The following is a 14,987-nucleotide window of genomic DNA, read 5'->3' as shown; positions in this document are numbered from 1 at the left end:
TTCCGTCTGCTGCCCTCGCACTGCTTCGCAGGCTTCGGACAGCCGCGCCGGACTCCGTCCGTCGGCCGGGCACAGCCGCACCGTCCGTCAGAAGAACACCGACCTGCGCTGCACCAGCAGCTTGTACAGCGTGTGCTGGATCTGTTCGCGGACCTGGTCCGTCAGGTTGAACATCAGCATCGGATCCTCCGCCGCCTCCGGCGGATAGCCGTCCGTCGGGATCGGCTCGCCGAACTGGATCGTCCACTTCGTCGGCAGCGGCACCGCCCCCAACGGCCCGAGCCACGGGAACGTGGGCGTGATCGGGAAGTACGGGAAGCCGAGGAGCCGCGCCAGGGTCTTGGCGTTGCCGACCATCGGGTAGATCTCCTCCGCCCCGACGATCGAGCACGGCACGATCGGCGTGCCGGCGCGCAGCGCGGTCGACACGAAGCCACCCCGCCCGAAGCGCTGCAGCTTGTACCGCTCGCTGAACGGCTTGCCGACGCCCTTGAAGCCCTCCGGCATGACGCCGACCAGCTCACCGCTCTCGAGCAGCCGCTGCGCGTCCTCCGCGCAGGCCAGCGTGTGCCCGGCCTTGCGCGCCAGCTCGTTGACCACCGGCAGCATGAACACCAAGTCGGCCGCGAGCAGCCGCAGGTGGCGGCCCGCCGGATGGTTGTCGTGCACGGCGACCTGCATCATCAGGCCGTCGAGCGGCAGCGTCCCGGAGTGGTTGGAGACGATCAGGGCCCCGCCCTCGGACGGGATGTTCTCGATGCCCTTCACGTCGACCCGGAAGTACTTCTCCGCGACCGGCCGGAGCAGCGACATCAGGACCTGGTCGGTGAGCTCCTCGTCGTAACCGAACTCGTCGACCTCGTAGTCTCCGGTGATCCGACGGCGCAGAAACGCGAGCCCACCCGCGATCTTCCGCTCCCAACCGCCGCCCTGCGACGGCTCGCCCGGCTCCTCGGGCCCCGGTTCGGGCGCGGGTTCGGACGGTGGCTGCTGCAAGGGCCGCACCTCCCGTACGGCCACGGGTTCGCCCTTGCGGCGCTTGCCGGCCCCCGGGCCCCGGCCGCGGCGCGCGGCACCCTTCGCCGCCGCCCCTCGCGACCTGTCGTCGTCGAACGGAATGACCTTGGCGTCCGCCATCGTTGATGCGCTCCTCAGTTGGCGCTCTGCGTCGGGGGGTGGCTGGGGCCTGTACGGGCACCGCCCAGGAAGGGCAGCGCGGCGATCCGGTCGACGGCCCCCGCGAGGGCCTGCGGCGGCAGCAGTCCCGGGCCCCGGCCGCGTACGAACTCCGCGAAGGCCTCCGCGGTCGTGTACTTGGGTTCAAAGCCCAGTGTGTCGCGCATCTGGACCGTCGACACCATCCGTCCGTGCGTGAGCAGCCGGATCTGCTCGGGCGAGAAGTCCGTCGCCCCCAGCGTACGCAGCGCGCCGCCCACCCAGGTCACGGCGGGCAGGAGAACCGGCACCGTCGGCCGGCCGAGCCGCCGCGAGCACTGCGACAGCAGCAGCACACCGTCACCGGCGATATTGAACGTGCCGCTGTTCAACGTGGCCCGGGCCGGCTCGTGCGAGGCGATCCGCAGCACCTCGATCACGTCGTCCTCGTGCACGAACTGCAGCCGCGGGTCGTAGCCGAACACGGTCGGCAGGACCGGCAGCGAAAAGTACTCGGCGAGCGGTGAATCGGCCGTCGGCCCAAGGATGTTGGCGAAGCGCAGCACGCACACCGCGACGTCGGGACGGCGCCGGGCGAACCCGCGCACATAGCCCTCGACCTCCACGGTGTCCTTGGCGAAGCCCCCGCTCGGCAGCGACTTCGGCGGCGTCGTCTCGGTGAAGACGGCCGGGTCGCGCGGCGCGGAGCCATAGACGTTCGTACTGGACTTCACCACCAGGCGCTTCACGTTCGGCGCCTTCTGGCACGCGCCGAGCAGCTGCATCGTGCCGATGACGTTGGTCTCCTTGACCGTGCCGCGGCCACCGCTCGCCAGCGGGGTCCCGGTCACGTCCATGTGCACGACCGTGTCCACGGCGTACTCGGCGAGCACCCGCGCGATGGTCGGCTGCCGGATGTCGGCCTGCAGGAAGTCGGCACCGCCCAGATGGTGCGCCGGCGGCACCGCGTCCACGCCGATGACCCGGTCGACTTCGGGGTCCCGCTGGATCCTGCGTACGAACCGGCCGCCCAGTTGTCGGGCCACCCCTGTCACGAGCACGACTTTGCCCAAGATCAGCGCCTACCTTCCGTCCCAGCCCCGCCGCGCTCCGCAATCACTGCTTGCGGGCCACGTTAGCGGTTCGATGTTGCGCTGTGATGTCTGCTCGATGCAGGAAGTGACGACAGCCACACTCGCAGGTAACGGGAGGTTCCGAAGTGAACAATTGCCTGTTCAAGGGACCTGTCCCCCGTGCCGCCCCCACCCGGTCCGACACGCGGTCCGCACAACGCAATGTGGCCCTCCCACCGGATGGTGGAAGGGCCACAAGGCGCGCTGTACAGCAGCTGCCGCTTACTTCTTGTTGCGACGCTGCACGCGGGTGCGCTTCAGCAGCTTGCGGTGCTTCTTCTTAGCCATCCGCTTACGCCGCTTCTTAATGACAGAGCCCACGACTACCCTCGCTCACTTCTCGGACAACCCCTGCGATGCAGGGACAATCACTCGGTGCGGGGCTGCATTGGGGCCCACACGACCTACGAGGGGCTAGCCTACCCCGCTCCGAGCGCCGAGCAGAAATCGAGGTCCGCGGGACCCCCTGGATCAGCCGGCGTCCACCCCCACGTAGGAGTCGCGGAGGTACTCATGAACCGCGTTCTCCGGGACTCGGAATGACCTCCCCACCCGGATCGCGGGCAGATGACCGCTGTGCACCAAGCGGTACACGGTCATCTTCGACACTCGCATCACCGCGGCGACCTCCGCCACGGTCAGGAACGCCACCTCGGATAGAGGCCTCTGGTCAGCAGCCATGACACACCTGAACCTTCCGCACTCGACGGCCACCGGCTTCCCCTTCCGGTGACTCAACGTCGTTGCGTGCTCACTCCCCAATGTAGAGGCGGGTGATGCGAGTGGGGAAGAGGAGCAGCGATCGGCCGCCTACTGTGACAGACACGCTCGATTGAGTACATAGCGAGTAAGCGGTCGGTAGTAATCAGACCGCACAGCGTCATCAAGTGGAACGACGACGGACACCTGCCCCTCGGCCTCACCGACGAACAGGGCGGGATCGTCCGTATCGGCCAGACCGATGGCGTCGAACCCCAACTGACCTGCACCGCAAACCCATCCGTGGTCCCCGATGACCAACTCGGGCAGCGGCTCGCCGGCCTCCGAGAGCGCCCCGAGCACCAGGCGAACCGGGAGTGGTGAGTGGGTGTGCGCGCCGGTCTCACTTCGCACCGGGTACGCGCCCGGTTCACGCACCAGCGCGACTCCTCGGTCGTAGTCGAGGTTGTACGTGCGTAGGCCGAACCGGGTCGTTATGTCGATACTCCGACCCTGCGCGGGGGTGAGGACGGGGCAGCCCACCGCCGACAGGGCGTCCGCCAACGCGGCGTAGAAACCGAGCAGTCGATGCGGATGCCCCGTCCCGAACAGCACCGGGGAACGGCTCTCGGCGGCCCGGCCGAGGCGCTCCGCAAACGCGTCGAGCGCGGCCAGGGTCCGTTCCGGATCGATGACATCGTGCCCCGTGCGGTGCCCCGGGTCCCCGGAGACCCCGCACTTGTCCGCCATCAGCGCGAGCAGATCGCGGTGCCCCCACGCCCACTCGGGGTCGAGCCCGAGCATCACCCGCGGATCCCGCGCCTCGAACAGGCGGTAGCTCCGCAGACTCTCCTCGCGGGAGGTCGCCACGGGCCCGGCAAGCCGAGCCGCCAACAGATGCGCCCGCAGGGCGCCGACGCTCAACACCCTTGCGATGTTGCGCCATTGCCCCGCCCCATTCCCCACTTTCCCCCAAACACCCCACGGTCGGAGTAACCCGTAACCCCACTCACGATCGCCCGACACCCGCCTCGGACAACGGCCCTCCGCCCCCGCCCCCCCCTCACGATCGACCGCACCCGCCTTACGGTCGACCGCACCCGCCCCGGACAACCGCCCACCGCCCCCGGCTCCCCACCCCTCACGATCGACCGCACCCGCCTTGGGCAATCTGCCGCCTTGGGCGGCAGGGTGGGCAAGGCGGCACCCCGGTGCAGGCCGCACCTACGGAAGGCGCCAACCCCGGCACCGCTCAAAGACCCCGGCGCCGCCCGCCGATCACGGCAACAGCCCCCGCAGGGGATACGCCGCCTTCCGCGTAGCCAGAACCGCCTGGTCGAGCCGGTCCGCGGGGTCGTACCCCGCCTCCCACCCCTGGTACGACACGGGCCACCGCCCATCCGTCATCCGCTGCGGAGCCAACTGCCGCGTACGGGCGAACACTTCCTGCCGCCACCCCTCAGGAATCACCGACTCGGGCGCGATCTCCCGCCCCGCCGCGATCCCCACGAGATGCGTCCACGACCGCGGCACCACATCCACCACGGCGTACCCGCCCCCACCCAGGGCCACCCACCGCCCGTCGGCGTACTCGTGCGCCCACTCGTGGCAAGCGACCTGCACGGCCCGCTGCGCGTCCAAGGAAACGGCCAAATGCGCCAACGGATCCTCGAAGTGCGTATCCGCCCCGTGCTGCGTCACAAGCACCTGCGGCCGGAACTCCGCCAACAACTCCGGCACCACCGCATGCAGCGCCCGCAGCCACCCCGCATCCCCGGTCCCCGCAGGCAACGCCACGTTCACGGCCGTCCCCTCACCGGCCCCGTCCGCCCCGGTCTCCTCGGGCCACCCGGTCTGCGGGAACAACGTACGGGGATGCTCGTGCAGCGAGATCGTCAGGACCCGCGGGTCCTCCCAGAACGCCGCCTGCACCCCGTCCCCGTGATGCACGTCCACATCCACGTACACGATCCGCTCGGCGCCCAGCTCCAGCAGTCGCGCGATCGCCAGCGCGGCATCGTTGTACACGCAGAACCCGGACGCCGCCCCGGGCATCGCATGGTGCAGGCCACCCGAGAAGTTCACGGCGTGCAGCGCGTCCCCCCGCCACACGCTCTCCGCGGCCCCCACCGACTGCCCGGCGATCAGCGCGGACACCTCGTGCATCCCGGCGAACGCCGGATCGTCCATGGTCCCGAGCCCGTACGCCGGATCGGCCGCCGCAGGATCGACGGACGCGGCCTTGACCGCCTCCACGTAGTCCTCGCGATGCACGAGCCGCAACGTCGACTCCCCGGCCGCCTTGGCCGCGACGACATCCAACTCCCGGTCGAGCCCGAACGCGTCCACCAGTCTCCGGGTCAGATCAAGCCTGACCGGATCCATCGGGTGTCCGGGCCCGAAGTCATACCCCGCTACCGCCGGGTCCCACATCAATTGCGCGCGGCCGCTCATGCCCGCCACCGTATCGGTCCCCCCTCTCCCGGAACGACGGGGCGTACACCAGCGTCATCAGCACCAACGCCATCGGCACGAGCATCGCCCCGCGGTAACTCCACGCGTCCCCGATGGCCCCCACAAGCGGCGAACCCACCAGAAAGCCCACGTAGTTGAAGATATTGAGCCGCGCCACCGCCGCATCGGACGCCTTCGGGAACAGCCTCCCCGCCGCGGCGAACGTCTGCGGCACGATCACGCACAACCCGAGCCCCAGCAGCGTGAACCCGAGGATCCCCACCCACTCCCCCGGCGCAAGCGCCACCACACCGAACCCGCCGGCAGCCACGACGGCCCCGAACCGCACCACGGCCACCGCCCCGAACCTCCGCACCCCCACGTCCCCGACGGACCGCCCCACCAGCGTCATCACCATGTAGACGTTGTACGGAACGGTCGACATCTGCTCCGAACTCCCCAGCACGTCCTGGAGATACTTTGCGCTCCAGTTCGAGACCGTCGAGTCCCCGATGTACGCGAAGGACATCACCAGGCAGAGCGGCAACAGCAGCTTGAAAACGATCCCGCCACCCTGCTCCTGCTCCCGCACCGCCTGCTCCGCGTCGGCCGCCCGCCCGTCCACGTACCACCGGCTCGCCACGAGACAGAGCGGCAACAGCACGCACGCCACCGGCAGATACGACACGAACAGCGTCAGATCCCAGTGCGCCCCGACCCACGCGAGCGACGCCCCGACGATCCCACCGAGGCTGTACGCGGCGTGGAACCCGAGCATGATGCTGCGCCCGTACGCCCGCTGCAGGCTGACGCCGAGCATGTTCATCGAGGCGTCCAGGGCCCCTACGGCGAGACCGAACGCGGCGAGCGCGACGGCCACTTCGGCCACCGAGTCCCCGGCCCCGACCCCGAGCAGCGCCAGGAGCACAACGGGCTGCGACCACCGCAGCACCCGGCTGGGCCGCACCCTCTTCACCAACTGCTCGGTGCCCACGCTCCCGACCCCGGCCAGCACCGGCACGGCAGCCAGGAACACGGGCAGCAGCGCGTCGGATATCCCGTACTGGTCCTGAATGGCGGGTATCCGGGTCACGAGCAGCGCGAAGGCGACACCCTGCGCGAAGAAGCTGAACCCCAGCGTCCCGCGACCCCACCGCAGCCGCCCACCCACCGTGCCGGCCGTCCCGGCTGTGCCATCGGTCATGGCGGCACAGCGTAGGCCTCCGCCCTACCCGTGGGTAGATGGATCACAAAACCATGGGCCGACCGTGACCTCGGCCGCAGTCAGCCGAGGAGCCGCGGCAACTCCCGCATGTCGTCGAAGAGTTCATCGGCACCGTCGAGTCGCTCGGCGGGCGTCATGGCGGTGAACCCGTACACATCCATCCCGGCGGCGACGGCAGCCTGCACACCGAGCGGGCTGTCCTCAACGACCAGGCACTTCTCCGGCGGCACCCCCATCCGCTCCGCCGCATACAGAAACAGATCGGGCGCCGGCTTCCCCCGCCCCACATCCTGCGAGCTGAAGATCCGCTCGTCCCCGAACCACTTGTCGAGCCCGGTCTTCCGATGCCCGACACGGATCCGCTCATGACTCCCGGAGGACGCCACGCAGAACGGCACCCCGTCGGCCGTCAGCTTCTCCAGCACCTCGACGACCCCGTCGACCGGCTCCAGCTCCCGCTCGAACGCCGCGAACACCCTCGCGTGGAAGACGTCATCGAAGTCCTCGGGAAGCCGCTGCCCGGTCCGCTCGAGAACCACATCGTGCACGCGGTGCATGGCGGCGCCCATGTAGTCCCGCAGGGATTCCTCGTACGAGGTCGGGTGCCCGAGCTCGGTGAGATAACCGGCCAGGAGCGTGTTGGAGATCGGTTCACTGTCGACGAGTACACCGTCGTTGTCGAAGATGACGAGGTCATAGCGCATGCCCATATCCTCGACCCTAAACGCAGAAAAGCCCCGGACCGTATCCCGGTCCGGGGCTTTTCTCTAAAAATAGTTCGGCGGCGTCCTACTCTCCCACAGGGTCCCCCCTGCAGTACCATCGGCGCTGTGAGGCTTAGCTTCCGGGTTCGGAATGTAACCGGGCGTTTCCCTCACGCTATGACCACCGAAACACTATGAAACTGTCAACCGGAGCCGTAGCCAATCGGCTTCGACGGTTGTTCATGGTTTCAGAACCAACACAGTGGACGCGAGCAACTGAGGACAAGCCCTCGGCCTATTAGTACCGGTCACCTCCACACCTTACGGTGCTTCCAGATCCGGCCTATCAACCCAGTCGTCTACTGGGAGCCTTAACCCCTCAAAGGGGGTGGGAATACTCATCTCGAAGCAGGCTTCCCGCTTAGATGCTTTCAGCGGTTATCCTTTCCGAACGTAGCCAACCAGCCATGCCCTTGGCAGGACAACTGGCACACCAGAGGTTCGTCCGTCCCGGTCCTCTCGTACTAGGGACAGCCCTTCTCAATATTCCTACGCGCACAGAGGATAGGGACCGAACTGTCTCACGACGTTCTAAACCCAGCTCGCGTACCGCTTTAATGGGCGAACAGCCCAACCCTTGGGACCGACTCCAGCCCCAGGATGCGACGAGCCGACATCGAGGTGCCAAACCATCCCGTCGATATGGACTCTTGGGGAAGATCAGCCTGTTATCCCCGGGGTACCTTTTATCCGTTGAGCGACGGCGCTTCCACAAGCCACCGCCGGATCACTAGTCCCGACTTTCGTCCCTGCTCGACCCGTCGGTCTCACAGTCAAGCTCCCTTGTGCACTTACACTCAACACCTGATTACCAACCAGGCTGAGGGAACCTTTGGGCGCCTCCGTTACTCTTTGGGAGGCAACCGCCCCAGTTAAACTACCCATCAGACACTGTCCCTGATCCGGATCACGGACCCAGGTTAGACATCCAGCACGACCAGAGTGGTATTTCAACGACGACTCCACAACCACTGGCGTGGCCGCTTCAAAGTCTCCCACCTATCCTACACAAGCCGAACCGAACACCAATATCAAACTGTAGTAAAGGTCCCGGGGTCTTTCCGTCCTTCTGCGCGAAACGAGCATCTTTACTCGTAGTGCAATTTCACCGGGCCTATGGTTGAGACAGTCGAGAAGTCGTTACGCCATTCGTGCAGGTCGGAACTTACCCGACAAGGAATTTCGCTACCTTAGGATGGTTATAGTTACCACCGCCGTTTACTGGCGCTTAAGTTCTCAGCTTCGCCACACCGAAATGTGACTAACCGGTCCCCTTAACGTTCCAGCACCGGGCAGGCGTCAGTCCGTATACATCGCCTTACGGCTTCGCACGGACCTGTGTTTTTAGTAAACAGTCGCTTCTCGCTGGTCTCTGCGGCCACCCCCAGCTCATGGAGCAAGTCCAATCACCAGGAATGGCCCCCCTTCTCCCGAAGTTACGGGGGCATTTTGCCGAGTTCCTTAACCATAGTTCACCCGAACGCCTCGGTATTCTCTACCTGACCACCTGAGTCGGTTTAGGGTACGGGCCGCCATGAAACTCGCTAGAGGCTTTTCTCGACAGCATAGGATCATCCACTTCACCACAATCGGCTCGGCATCAGGTCTCAGGCACAAGCTGTCCGGATTTACCTGGACAGCGCCCTACACCCTTACCCCGGGACTACCATCGCCCGGGCTGGACTACCTTCCTGCGTCACCCCATCGCTCACCTACTACCAGCTTGGGCCGGCGGCTCCACCACTTTCCATTCCCCGAAGGGTCCGGAACGGCTTCACGGCCTTAGCATCACTGGATTCGATGTCTTTCGCGTCACAGCGGGTACCGGAATATCAACCGGTTATCCATCGACTACGCCTGTCGGCCTCGCCTTAGGTCCCGACTTACCCTGGGCAGATCAGCTTGACCCAGGAACCCTTAGTCAATCGGCGCACACGTTTCTCACGTGTGTATCGCTACTCATGCCTGCATTCTCACTCGTGAACCGTCCACAACTACCTTCCGGTGCTGCTTCACCCGGCACACGACGCTCCCCTACCCATCACAGCCGCCGTTGGGCGTATATGCTGCAATGACACGACTTCGGCGGTACGCTTGAGCCCCGCTACATTGTCGGCGCGGAATCACTTGACCAGTGAGCTATTACGCACTCTTTCAAGGGTGGCTGCTTCTAAGCCAACCTCCTGGTTGTCTCTGCGACTCCACATCCTTTCCCACTTAGCGTACGCTTAGGGGCCTTAGTCGATGCTCTGGGCTGTTTCCCTCTCGACCATGGAGCTTATCCCCCACAGTCTCACTGCCGTGCTCTCACTTACCGGCATTCGGAGTTTGGCTAAGGTCAGTAACCCGGTAGGGCCCATCGCCTATCCAGTGCTCTACCTCCGGCAAGAAACACACGACGCTGCACCTAAATGCATTTCGGGGAGAACCAGCTATCACGGAGTTTGATTGGCCTTTCACCCCTAACCACAGGTCATCCCCCAGGTTTTCAACCCTGGTGGGTTCGGTCCTCCACGAAGTCTTACCTCCGCTTCAACCTGCCCATGGCTAGATCACTCCGCTTCGGGTCTTGAGCGCGCTACTAAATCGCCCTATTCGGACTCGCTTTCGCTACGGCTTCCCCACACGGGTTAACCTCGCAACACACCGCAAACTCGCAGGCTCATTCTTCAAAAGGCACGCAGTCACGACGCAAGGAACAAGTTCCTTGCGCGACGCTCCCACGGCTTGTAGGCACACGGTTTCAGGTACTATTTCACTCCGCTCCCGCGGTACTTTTCACCATTCCCTCACGGTACTATCCGCTATCGGTCACCAGGGAATATTTAGGCTTAACGGGTGGTCCCGCCAGATTCACACAGGATTTCTCGGGCCCCGTGCTACTTGGGTGTCTCTCAAACGAGCCGCTAATGTTTCGACTACGGGGGTCTTACCCTCTACGCCGGACCTTTCGCATGTCCTTCGCCTACATCAACGGTTTCTTACTCGTCTTACGGCCGGCAGACCGTAAAAGAGAGATCCCACAACCCCGTACACGCAACCCCTGCCGGGTCTCACACGTATACGGTTTGGCCTCATCCAGTTTCGCTCGCCACTACTCCCGGAATCACGGTTGTTTTCTCTTCCTGCGGGTACTGAGATGTTTCACTTCCCCGCGTTCCCTCCACACTGCCTATATATTCAGCAGCGGGTGACAGCCCATGACGACTGCCGGGTTTCCCCATTCGGAAACCCCCGGATCAAAGCCTGGTTGACGACTCCCCGGGGACTATCGTGGCCTCCCACGTCCTTCATCGGTTCCTGGTGCCAAGGCATCCACCGTGCGCCCTTAAAAACTTGGCCACAGATGCTCGCGTCCACTGTGCAGTTCTCAAACAACGACCAACCACCCATCACCCCGAACCAGCAGGTTCGAGTGTACTGGGGCCGGCACTGAAGGATCAGGCTCTACAGCCCGTACCTTCAGATACCCAACAGCGTGCCCGGCCCGACCTGTTCACTCTCACGTTCCACGCCGAAGCAGTACTAGTGAAGCCAACCGATCGTGCCGAATAATCAACGTTCCACCCATGAGCAACCACCGTCGAACGTTTGCCGACGTAATGGCCCTGGACCACCAAACAACGTTTGGCGGCCTAGATGCTCCTTAGAAAGGAGGTGATCCAGCCGCACCTTCCGGTACGGCTACCTTGTTACGACTTCGTCCCAATCGCCAGTCCCACCTTCGACAGCTCCCTCCCACAAGGGGTTGGGCCACCGGCTTCGGGTGTTACCGACTTTCGTGACGTGACGGGCGGTGTGTACAAGGCCCGGGAACGTATTCACCGCAGCAATGCTGATCTGCGATTACTAGCAACTCCAACTTCATGGGGTCGAGTTGCAGACCCCAATCCGAACTGAGACCGACTTTTTGAGATTCGCTCCACCTTGCGGTATCGCAGCTCATTGTATCGGCCATTGTAGCACGTGTGCAGCCCAAGACATAAGGGGCATGATGACTTGACGTCGTCCCCACCTTCCTCCGAGTTGACCCCGGCGGTCTCCTGTGAGTCCCCATCACCCCGAAGGGCATGCTGGCAACACAGAACAAGGGTTGCGCTCGTTGCGGGACTTAACCCAACATCTCACGACACGAGCTGACGACAGCCATGCACCACCTGTACACCGACCACAAGGGGGCGCCCATCTCTGGACGTTTCCGGTGTATGTCAAGCCTTGGTAAGGTTCTTCGCGTTGCGTCGAATTAAGCCACATGCTCCGCTGCTTGTGCGGGCCCCCGTCAATTCCTTTGAGTTTTAGCCTTGCGGCCGTACTCCCCAGGCGGGGCACTTAATGCGTTAGCTGCGGCGCGGACAACGTGGAATGTTGCCCACACCTAGTGCCCACCGTTTACGGCGTGGACTACCAGGGTATCTAATCCTGTTCGCTCCCCACGCTTTCGCTCCTCAGCGTCAGTAATGGCCCAGAGATCCGCCTTCGCCACCGGTGTTCCTCCTGATATCTGCGCATTTCACCGCTACACCAGGAATTCCGATCTCCCCTACCACACTCTAGCTAGCCCGTATCGACTGCAGACTCGGGGTTAAGCCCCGAGCTTTCACAATCGACGTGACAAGCCGCCTACGAGCTCTTTACGCCCAATAATTCCGGACAACGCTTGCGCCCTACGTATTACCGCGGCTGCTGGCACGTAGTTAGCCGGCGCTTCTTCTGCAGGTACCGTCACTTTCGCTTCTTCCCTGCTGAAAGAGGTTTACAACCCGAAGGCCGTCATCCCTCACGCGGCGTCGCTGCATCAGGCTTTCGCCCATTGTGCAATATTCCCCACTGCTGCCTCCCGTAGGAGTCTGGGCCGTGTCTCAGTCCCAGTGTGGCCGGTCGCCCTCTCAGGCCGGCTACCCGTCGTCGCCTTGGTGAGCCATTACCTCACCAACAAGCTGATAGGCCGCGGGCTCATCCTTCACCGCCGGAGCTTTTAACCCCCATCCAGGAGAATGGGAGTGTTATCCGGTATTAGACCTCGTTTCCAAGGCTTGTCCCAGAGTGAAGGGCAGATTGCCCACGTGTTACTCACCCGTTCGCCACTAATCCACCCCGAAGGGCTTCATCGTTCGACTTGCATGTGTTAAGCACGCCGCCAGCGTTCGTCCTGAGCCAGGATCAAACTCTCCGTGAATGTTTCCCCGTCATCGGGGTGACACCACGAGAGCGGAACAGTCGGAGGAATAATCCGACCGTTCACAGCGTCCTCGCTGTGCGCCTGCCGGTCAGAGACCTAAGCAGGACTTTTCAAAGGAACCTCGCCCCAGCAGATGCTGGAGACGGGGTATCAACATATCTGGCGTTGATTTTTGGCACGCTGTTGAGTTCTCAAGGAACGGACGCTTCCTTTGTACTCACCCTCTCGGGCTTTCCTCCGGGCGCTTCCCTTCGGTCTTGCTGTTTTGCGTTTCCGACTCTATCAGATCGTTTTCCGATCCGTTTTCCTCGGTCCCGCTTCGCTTTCCGGCCTTTCGGCTTTCCGGCGAGTCCGACTCTATCAGATCCTTTCGGGCCTGATTCCCAGTCAGGGGGGTTTGTCTTCCCGGGTGTTGGGCCGTTCCGACGAGTGAGACTTTAGCGGATTCCCGGCCCCCGAGCTAATCGGGGTCACGTCCTTTCGAACGTGGATTCCTCATTTCGCAAAGACGCACGTAAATGCAGACGACGACCGAGCAGAAGCCAGTCGTCGAGCGTTTAAGAGGTCTTGCGGAATGGTTGCCCGGGGACCGACCGGAGTCGGCGCTCACGGCGGACAACTCGGAGAACACTACGGACGGGCCCAGGGCGTGTCAACTTCACGCCCCGGGCTCGTACGCAGGTCAGTTGTTGTTGCCGGAGGCCAGTTCGCGGCTGCGGTCGCGGGCGGCTTCGAGGGCGGCGATGAGGGCGGCTCGTACGCCGTGGCTCTCGAGTTCGCGGATCGCGTTGATGGTCGTGCCGGCGGGGGACGTCACGTTCTCGCGGAGCTTGACCGGGTGTTCGCCGCTGTCGCGGAGCATCGTGGCCGCGCCGATGGCGGACTGGACGATGAGGTCGTGGGCCTTGTCGCGCGGGAGGCCGAGGAGGATGCCCGCGTCCGTCATGGCTTCCACCAGGAAGTAGAAGTAGGCCGGGCCCGAGCCGGAGAGGGCCGTGCAGGCGTCCTGCTGGGACTCGGGGACGCGGAGGGTCTTGCCGACCGAGCCGAAGAGTTCCTCGGCGTGCGACAGGTGGGCGCTCGTCGCGTGGGTGCCGGCGGAGATGACGGACATGGCCTCGTCGACCAGGGCCGGGGTGTTCGTCATGACGCGGACCACCGGGGTGCCCTCCGGGAGGCGCTCCTCGAAGAAGGTGGTGGGGATGCCGGCCGCGCCGCTGATCACCAGGCGGTCGGAGGGGACGTGCGGGGCCAGCTCGTCGAGGAGCGTGCCCATGTCCTGAGGCTTGACCGTGAGGATCAGGGTGTCGGCCTGCTTGGCCGCCTCCTGGTTGGTGACCGGGGTGACGCCGTAGCGGCTGCGGAGCTCATCGGCGCGTTCGGGGCGGCGGGTCGTGACCAGGAGGTCGCTCGGGGCCCAGCCGCCGCGGATCATTCCGCTGAGCAGGGCTTCGCCGATCTTGCCCGTGCCGAGTACGGCGACCTTGTGGCGGGTGTGCTGGCTCATGTGACTGTGGGCCTTCCGTGTGCGGCGTTCGTCCTCGTCCCGTCGTTCAGGGGCATCCTCGCATCGGGTGTGCCCGGCGTTCGCGGGTGTCCGGTGGGCGGAACGGGCGGGCGCCGGGGCTCAGGCCGTGCGGCGGCGCAGGGTCGCCGCGCCCAGGCCGAGGACCAGGACGGCGCAGCCGGCGACGATCACGACGTCGCGGAGGTAGGTGGCGGTGAGGTCGGTGTGCTTGAGGACCTCGTTCATGCCGTCGACCGCGTACGACATGGGGAGCACGTTGGAGATCCCCTCGAGGATCGGCTGCATCTGGTCGCGCGCGATGAACAGGCCGCAGAGCAGGAGCTGGGGGAAGATCACCGCTGGCATGAACTGGACCGCCTGGAACTCCGATGCCGCGAAGGCCGAGACGAAGAGGCCGAGGGCCGTGCCGAGCAGGGCGTCGAGGAGGGCGACCAGGAGGAGCAGCCAGGCCGATCCGGTGACGTCGAGATCGAGGACCCAGAGGGCGAGGCCCGTGGCGAGGAACGACTGGACGACGGCGACCGTGCCGAAGGCGAGGGCGTAGCCGCCGATCAGGTCGGCCTTGCCGAGGGGCATGGACAGGAGGCGTTCCAGGGTGCCGCTGGTGCGTTCGCGGAGGGTGGCGATGGACGTCACCAGGAACATCGTGATCAGCGGGAAGATGCCGAGGAGCGAGGCGCCGATGGAGTTGAAGGTGGCCTGGTTGCCGTCGAATACGTAGCGGAGAAGGAAGAGCATCACGCACGGGACGAGCAGCATCAGGGCGATCGAGCGCGGGTCGTGGCGGAGCTGGCGCAGGACGCGGAGCGCGGTGGCGGTGGTGCGGTACGTGTTCATGGCGGGTCCCGGG

10 protein-coding genes and 3 rRNA genes are annotated in these 14,987 nt (G+C 64.7%); all 13 read right to left on the bottom strand.

The genetic code is table 11. From position 1 onward, the window contains the following. Positions 1-87: 87 nt before the first annotated feature. The 13 genes from ACOKM3_RS23665 to ACOKM3_RS23605 all read right to left on the bottom strand — a co-directional run bounded on the left by ACOKM3_RS23665 (position 88) and on the right by ACOKM3_RS23605 (position 14,974). Positions 88-1,137, bottom strand: coding sequence for a lysophospholipid acyltransferase family protein (locus ACOKM3_RS23665; RefSeq protein WP_426903034.1), 1,050 nt, complete (start codon positions 1,135-1,137; stop codon positions 88-90). A 14-nt stretch (positions 1,138-1,151) separates the two neighbouring features. After that, a complete protein-coding gene (locus ACOKM3_RS23660) occupies positions 1,152-2,228 on the bottom strand; it encodes an NAD-dependent epimerase/dehydratase family protein (RefSeq protein ID WP_426903033.1) in 1,077 nt (358 codons plus the stop codon). A 282-nt stretch (positions 2,229-2,510) separates the two neighbouring features. Further along, positions 2,511-2,609, bottom strand: a complete 99-nt coding sequence (locus tag ACOKM3_RS23655) for a 30S ribosomal protein bS22 (protein WP_003948845.1) — start codon at positions 2,607-2,609, stop codon at positions 2,511-2,513. A gap of 150 nt (positions 2,610-2,759) precedes the next feature. Next, positions 2,760-2,969, bottom strand: a complete 210-nt coding sequence (locus ACOKM3_RS23650) for a helix-turn-helix domain-containing protein (protein ID WP_266711274.1) — start codon at positions 2,967-2,969, stop codon at positions 2,760-2,762. 129 nt (positions 2,970-3,098) lie between these two features. After that, the gene (locus tag ACOKM3_RS23645) at positions 3,099-3,914 is read right to left on the bottom strand and encodes a phosphatase (protein ID WP_266711275.1); all 816 of its coding nucleotides are present in this window, start codon (positions 3,912-3,914) and stop codon (positions 3,099-3,101) included. A gap of 351 nt (positions 3,915-4,265) precedes the next feature. Further along, a complete protein-coding gene (locus tag ACOKM3_RS23640; RefSeq protein WP_426903032.1) occupies positions 4,266-5,441 on the bottom strand; it encodes an acetoin utilization protein AcuC in 1,176 nt (391 codons plus the stop codon). Then, positions 5,392-6,645, bottom strand: coding sequence for an MFS transporter (locus tag ACOKM3_RS23635; RefSeq protein ID WP_426903031.1), 1,254 nt, complete (start codon positions 6,643-6,645; stop codon positions 5,392-5,394). Before ACOKM3_RS23635 ends, ACOKM3_RS23640 begins: the two co-directional genes overlap by 50 nt. Positions 6,646-6,725: 80 nt before the next feature. Next, entirely contained in the window at positions 6,726-7,370 is a 645-nt protein-coding gene (locus ACOKM3_RS23630) for an HAD family hydrolase (RefSeq protein WP_426903030.1), read from the bottom strand. 72 nt (positions 7,371-7,442) lie between these two features. Next, positions 7,443-7,559: ribosomal RNA gene (gene rrf, locus ACOKM3_RS23625) — 5S ribosomal RNA — on the bottom strand. Positions 7,560-7,648: 89 nt separating this feature from the next. Then, positions 7,649-10,772 (bottom strand): 23S ribosomal RNA (locus ACOKM3_RS23620). 308 nt (positions 10,773-11,080) lie between these two features. Continuing rightward, a 16S ribosomal RNA gene (locus ACOKM3_RS23615) occupies positions 11,081-12,606 on the bottom strand. Together the 16S, 23S and 5S rRNA genes form the textbook arrangement of a ribosomal RNA operon. A gap of 685 nt (positions 12,607-13,291) precedes the next feature. Then, positions 13,292-14,116, bottom strand: a complete 825-nt coding sequence (proC, locus tag ACOKM3_RS23610; RefSeq protein WP_426903029.1) for a pyrroline-5-carboxylate reductase — start codon at positions 14,114-14,116, stop codon at positions 13,292-13,294. Between the two features lie 120 nt (positions 14,117-14,236). Next, positions 14,237-14,974: an ABC transporter permease gene (locus ACOKM3_RS23605; RefSeq protein WP_426903028.1), complete on the bottom strand. Its 738-nt coding sequence runs from the start codon at positions 14,972-14,974 to the stop codon at positions 14,237-14,239. Between the last annotated feature and the right edge of the window lie 13 nt (positions 14,975-14,987).

Source organism: Streptomyces nidicola (genome assembly GCF_050106155.1).
In the GTDB taxonomy this organism is placed as follows: Bacteria; Actinomycetota; Actinomycetes; order Streptomycetales; family Streptomycetaceae; genus Streptomyces.
Note: the sequence above shows the minus strand (reverse complement) of the source record. Positions and strands in the feature narration are given on the sequence as shown.

Bases quoted from the DNA above. Each gene is read 5' to 3' on its own strand.
- ACOKM3_RS23635 (WP_426903031.1), bottom strand. From the start codon at position 6,645: ATGACCGATGGCACAGCCGGGACGGCCGGCACGGTGGGTGGGCGGCTG.
- ACOKM3_RS23630 (WP_426903030.1), bottom strand. From the start codon at position 7,370: ATGCGCTATGACCTCGTCATCTTCGACAACGACGGTGTACTCGTCGAC.
- ACOKM3_RS23605 (WP_426903028.1), bottom strand. From the start codon at position 14,974: ATGAACACGTACCGCACCACCGCCACCGCGCTCCGCGTCCTGCGCCAG.
- proC (WP_426903029.1), bottom strand. From the start codon at position 14,116: ATGAGCCAGCACACCCGCCACAAGGTCGCCGTACTCGGCACGGGCAAG.
- ACOKM3_RS23665 (WP_426903034.1), bottom strand. From the start codon at position 1,137: ATGGCGGACGCCAAGGTCATTCCGTTCGACGACGACAGGTCGCGAGGG.
- ACOKM3_RS23650 (WP_266711274.1), bottom strand. From the start codon at position 2,969: ATGGCTGCTGACCAGAGGCCTCTATCCGAGGTGGCGTTCCTGACCGTG.
- ACOKM3_RS23640 (WP_426903032.1), bottom strand. From the start codon at position 5,441: ATGAGCGGCCGCGCGCAATTGATGTGGGACCCGGCGGTAGCGGGGTAT.